The organism is Mesorhizobium sp. P3_A9 (assembly GCF_056402975.1).
In genome coordinates, this window is record NZ_JBFUGJ010000381.1 from 1 (window position 1) to 5,428 (window position 5,428).

General features: G+C 60.6%; 5 protein-coding genes and 1 tRNA gene. 2 read left to right on the forward strand and 4 right to left on the reverse strand.

All coding sequences use genetic code 11. From position 1 onward, the window contains the following. Nucleotides 1–859 (reverse strand): ParA family protein (locus AC1DX0_RS30395; RefSeq protein ID WP_477358132.1); only part of this gene is annotated, 859 nt, incomplete at its 3' end. A 58-nt stretch (nucleotides 860–917) separates the two neighbouring features. Next, the gene (gene aroA / locus AC1DX0_RS30400) at nucleotides 918–2,276 is read right to left on the reverse strand and encodes a 3-phosphoshikimate 1-carboxyvinyltransferase (RefSeq protein ID WP_477218516.1); all 1,359 of its coding nucleotides are present in this window, start codon (nucleotides 2,274–2,276) and stop codon (nucleotides 918–920) included. A gap of 206 nt (nucleotides 2,277–2,482) precedes the next feature. Between aroA and AC1DX0_RS30405 the strand changes: the two genes are divergently transcribed. Next, on the forward strand, nucleotides 2,483–2,872 hold the full coding sequence (locus AC1DX0_RS30405; protein ID WP_477218515.1) for a TIGR02300 family protein: 390 nt from the start codon (nucleotides 2,483–2,485) through the stop codon (nucleotides 2,870–2,872). A 172-nt stretch (nucleotides 2,873–3,044) separates the two neighbouring features. Further along, nucleotides 3,045–3,120: transfer RNA gene (locus tag AC1DX0_RS30410), tRNA-Ala, on the forward strand. 136 nt (nucleotides 3,121–3,256) lie between these two features. Here AC1DX0_RS30410 and AC1DX0_RS30415 read toward each other — a convergent pair. Beyond that, nucleotides 3,257–4,312, reverse strand: coding sequence for an ABC transporter substrate-binding protein (locus tag AC1DX0_RS30415; protein WP_477218514.1), 1,056 nt, complete (start codon nucleotides 4,310–4,312; stop codon nucleotides 3,257–3,259). A gap of 103 nt (nucleotides 4,313–4,415) precedes the next feature. Then, on the reverse strand, nucleotides 4,416–5,258 hold the full coding sequence (locus AC1DX0_RS30420) for an ABC transporter permease (RefSeq protein WP_477218513.1): 843 nt from the start codon (nucleotides 5,256–5,258) through the stop codon (nucleotides 4,416–4,418). Nucleotides 5,259–5,428 lie beyond the last annotated feature (170 nt).

Genomic DNA, 5,428 nt, shown 5'->3' on the forward strand with positions numbered 1-5,428 from the left:
ACTTAGCGTTGGCTGCAACATAGCGGTCGTTCTTCTCAAGCATCCCTGCTTGCCTGAGTGATGGAATTAGTATGTCGGCCTTAACAGATGCCAGTTCGTCGAACCATTTCTGATAGGCTTGGGTGGGCTTTGGTTCTCCCCCGCCTCTTGAGCGCTTGCGATAATTTTGAACTATGGAGCCTACATATTTAGGAGTAAGTTCCGGCCATGGATATGCTGCTTCCTTCAAAATTTGCTGTTGGGACGCGGATTTGGACCATGCCATCCACCTAGGAAGGACTCGCGCAAGGGAGCGTAGCGCCATTGCCGAGAAAAAGTCTGGCGCCATCGGTATAACGAAATATTCACTGGTGGTAAGAAGGTTTTGATTAATTGCACCTAAGCTTGGAGACATATCCACGATAATAATGTCAGCAGATATACTCTCGGCAGTTATTTGAAGGAGATACCTGAGTGATCCCGGTATATTTTGCATGACTGTCAGGCTGGCAGATAACTCGTGAGCAATCGCCAGAGAGCTTTCATTCTCCGAAAAGGCAACGTGACCGGGTAGTATAAATAGGCCAGGTCTGTTTGGAACTTGATGTGTCTTTACAGGTTTTAATGCAACGGGACGGCCGTCAAAAGCTGGGGAGAGGCCATGACGGATATTTTTCGGTTCTTCGTTTCCACTGCTCTCATACGGATAGTCGTTATCATGATTATACTTTAAAACAAGGCCAGTTAAATTGCACTGAGGATCGCAATCTACCATCAAAACGCGAAGCCCTAGCTCAGCGAGCTTCCAGCTCACATGAAAAACGCTGGTAGTTTTGGAGACGCCGCCCTTGTGATTAAAAAACGCTATTTGCGTCGTCATATTTTCTCCCCCAAAAATCAAAAAATAAACTAGATCGAAAGTAGACGATCAGTCCGCGCTATTCAATCTCCGCGCCCAGCCCCGTCATCAGCCCCATGAACTCTGGAAAGCTGGTTGCGATCATGGCGGCGTCGTCGATGGTTACCGGCTTTTCCGTCGCCAGTCCCATCACCAGAAAGCTCATGGCGATGCGGTGGTCGAGATGGGTCTGGACGACGGTGCTCTGTCCATTGGGATGCTGGCCCAGCCCCTTGCCGCCGGGCTTGCCGCGCACGGCCAGCGATGCCTCGCCCTCTGTACAGCCGACGCCGTTGAGCTTCAGCCCGTTGGCGACGGCCGACAGCCGGTCGGATTCCTTCACCCGCAGCTCTTCCAGCCCCTGCATCAGCGTCTCGCCTTCGGCAAAGCTCGCGGCGACGGCCAGCACCGGGTATTCGTCGATCATCGACGGCGCCCGCTCGGGCGGCACGGTGACACCCTTGAGCTCGGAATAACGCACGCGCAGGTCGGCGACATCCTCGCCGCCGGCATTGCGCGGGTTCAAGATGTCGATCTGGCCGCCCATTTCCTGCAACGTCAGAAGCAGCCCGGTGCGGGTCGGGTTCATCAGCACATTTTCGATGACAATGTCGGAACCCGGCACGATCAGCGCGGCGACCAGCGGGAAGCCGGCCGAGGACGGGTCGCCCGGCACGGCGATCGTCTGGCCGGTGAGTTTGCCCTGGCCCTCGATGAAGATGTGGCGCACGCCGCGCTCGTCGGTCTCGACCGACAGGTTGGCGCCGAAGCCTTTCAGCATCTTTTCTGTATGGTCGCGTGTCATCACCGGCTCGATGACGGTGGTGATTCCCGGCGTGTTGAGGCCGGCGAGCAGCACCGCCGACTTCACCTGTGCCGAGGCCATCGGCACGCGGTAGGTGATCGGGGCGGCGTGCTTGGGGCCGTGCAGCGTGATCGGCATGCGGTCGCCGGGCGTCGCCTTCAGCACCTGCACGCCCATCTGGCGCAAGGGTTCGAGTACGCGGCCCATCGGCCGGCCCGACAGCGAGGCGTCGCCGATGAAGGTGGTTTCCATGTCGTAGGTGCCGACCAGCCCCATGGTGAGGCGCGAGCCGGTGCCGGCATTGCCGAAGTCGAGCGGACCTTCCGGCTGCAGCAGGGCGCCATTGCCAGTGCCGCGGATGACCCACTCGGTGCCGCGCTTCTCTATATGCGCGCCCATCGCCTTCATGGCGGCAGCCGTGCGCATCACGTCCTCGCCTTCGAGCAGGCCGGTGACGCGGGTTTCGCCGGAGGCGAGACCGCCGAACATCATGGAGCGGTGTGAGATCGACTTGTCGCCCGGCACGCGTGCCGTGCCGGAAAGGGCTGACGATTTACGGGCGGTGGCCGGCTTGGAGGCGGCGGCGTGAGACATGGAATTTCCCTGGACGGATTGCCGGCGGGCCGGCGCTTTTCATTTGTTGCGGCGGTCTCGTATCACGGCGGGGCGAAATGGTCATCCCCATGGTCGTCACTTGACGCGAGGCCTTTCAATGCATGGTTTTGTGACGCCGGCTTTTCGCTTTGACAGCGCTGCAAACTGTGGTTAAGGGGACCACTCTTTTATTGACGAGGCTCGCCGTGGCAAAAAACGAACTTGGCACAAAACGCATCGACCCGGAAACGGGCCGAAAATTCTATGACCTGAACAAGGATCCGATCGTCTCGCCCTATACCAACAAGACCTATCCGCGTTCCTATTTCGAAGAAGGCAAGATCGCCGCCATCGAAGAGGAAGAGGAAGTGGCCGAGAAGGAAGTGGACAGCGAGGAAGAGGAAGGCGTCGAGGTCGTGTCGCTCGAAGAGGCCGACGAGGACGTCAAGGGTGACGACCTGCCGGATCTCGGCGACGACGAGGACGATGTCGACCTGGGCGACGACGAGGATGACACCTTCCTTGCCGACGAAGAGGAAGAAGACGACGACGTTGCCGACATGATCGGCGTCGGCGACGACGACGACGAGGTCTGATCGGCCTTTGGCGAAAGGCGTTTGCCGGCTTTCGCAACGTTGGAATAAAAAGCCGGTGTTCAGGCTTGATATTGATGAAGGGCGGGGTTAGAAGCCGCCTGCACTAACGGCGCGGTGTTCCAACCCGCGCTGATCTCTTCGCCGGAAACGGCGCCGGCTGACTGCCGGAAGTGGGGCCATAGCTCAGTTGGGAGAGCGCTTGAATGGCATTCAAGAGGTCGTCGGTTCGATCCCGATTGGCTCCACCAAACAGTCCTCTTCCGTTTTGCAACGTCAAGCGCCGCTACGAAGTCGGCTTGGAACCAAGGCTGACGTAACGGCGGCGCGGCGTGTCTGTTAACCAGCCCGGGTTCGGGCTGTTTCTGTGTCCGGCAGCTTTCCCGCCTATTCCGAAGTCCCCGACCAGGTGTTGAAGCGCTCGCTGAGCTCTTCCAGATGGTCGAGCCAGAAGGCGCGGGCCTCCTCGCTGCCGATATGCAGGCCGGTCTTGAGGTTGTCGCCGGCCGGCAGCAGGGCGATGCGCTCGGGCTTGATGAACTTGTCGGCGCCGTTGATCGTCGTGCCGTAGGCGAAGATGTTGGTGAAGTCGGCCTGCCGCTTGGGGTCGGAAGCGTATTTGATGAATTGGTGGGCGAGATCGATGTAGGGCGACTTGGCGGGAATGGCCCAGGCGTCGACATCATACTGGGTGTTCTGCCAGACGATGCCGAAATGCTTGCCCTCGTCCAGCGCGGCGGAAACCCGGCCATTATAGGCGAGCGCCATGGCGACGTCGCCCGAAGCCAGCCACTGCGTCGGCTGCGCGCCGGCCTTCCACCACTGAATCTGCGGCTTGATGGTGTCGAGCTTGGCGAAGGCGCGATCGATGCCTGCCGGCGTCGACAGCACCTTGTAGACATCGGCGGGCGCCACACCATCGGCCATCAGGGCAAATTCGAGATTGATCTTCGGCCCCCGGCGCATGGCGCGCTTGCCCGGCCATTTCTGAAGATCGAAGAAGTCCTGCACCGTCGCCGGGCCTTCCTTCACGCTGTCCTTGTTGTAGGCGATGACGATCGACCAGGCCGTGGTGCCGACGCCGCATTCCGAAACCGCGTAGGGCACGAAATCCTTCTTGTCGCCGATCTTCGACCAGTCGAGCGGTGCAAAAATGCCTTCCTCGCAGCCGCGCACCAGCTCGGCGGTCTCGACCTGGACCACATCCCAGGGCACGACGCCGGTGTCCTGCATGGCCTTGAACGGCGCCCAGCCACCTTCATAGACGTCATCGAGAACTTTGATGCCTTTCTCCATGCCGAAAGGCGTGAAATAGATGTTGCGCTTGGCGTCCTGCACCGCACCGCCCCATGCCGTCACGGTGAAGTCGCGCGCCTGCGCCAGCCCTTGCGCGCCGATGCCGAGCACGGCCGCCAGCAGCACACTCCCGATAATGCCCTTCATGCCGATCCCCCTATGTTGCCAAGCCTTCAGTCGCCCTGGATTTGATAGCGCATAGCGGCTGAAACAGCGTGACGATTTTTGGGATGATATTCGCGCCAGCCGATCATGGATATGTGCGCCCCAGACCGCGCATGGCGCGTCGCCGCAGCAGCTCGAACAACGCCACAAAGACCAGTGTGGAGACGACCAGCAAGGCGGCGACCGCGACGATCGACGGTTCGAGCTGGTCGCGCAGGCCGGCAAAGAGCTGGCGCGGCAGCGTGAACTGCGCCGGCGAGGCGACGAACAGCGCCACAACGACCTCGTCGAAGGAGGTGATGAAGGCAAAGACGGCTCCAGACAGAACCCCCGGCGCGATGATCGGCAGGGTGATCATGCGAAAGGTGGTCAGCGGCGTCGCGCCGCAGCTCTGCGAGGCGCGCAGCAGCTGGCGGTCAAAGGCGCGCAGCGTGGCCATCACGGTGACCACCACGAAAGGAGCGCCAAGCATGGTGTGCGCCAGGATCAGGCCCGTGAAGGTGCCTGACATACCGATGCGGGCATAGAGAAAGTAGACGCCGAGCGCGATGATGATCGGCGGAACGACCAATGGCGACATGAAGATCGCGATCACGATCCCACGCCCCGGAAACTTCGCCAGCATCAGCCCGCAGGCGGCCATGGTGCCCAGCACCGTGGCGAGGATGGTCGCGGCACTGGCCACGATCAGGCTGTTCTTCAGCGCCGTGAGCCATGGAAACGGTTGCAGCACCTGTTCATACCAGCGCAGCGACAGCCCCGGCAGCGGATAGCTGAGGAACGTGCCCGAGCTGAACGAGATCGGGATGATGGCGACGATCGGCAGCACCAGGAAGGCGCAGGTCAGCAACACCAAGAGGCGCAGCACGATGCCGCCGAACCGCTGCTGCCAGGTCAGGAAACCAGGCGAGGCGTTGACGGTCCTCATATCGGCAGACCGCGCGCTCGAAACAGTCTGGCGAATATGACATAGCTGAGCAGCGTCGAGACGAGCAGCAATGTCGCGACCGCGCTCGCCATGCCCCAATTGCCGATCTCAAGCGCGAACTCGGTCACCAGCGAGCTCAGCATCTGGTCGCCGGCGCCGCCGACCAGCAC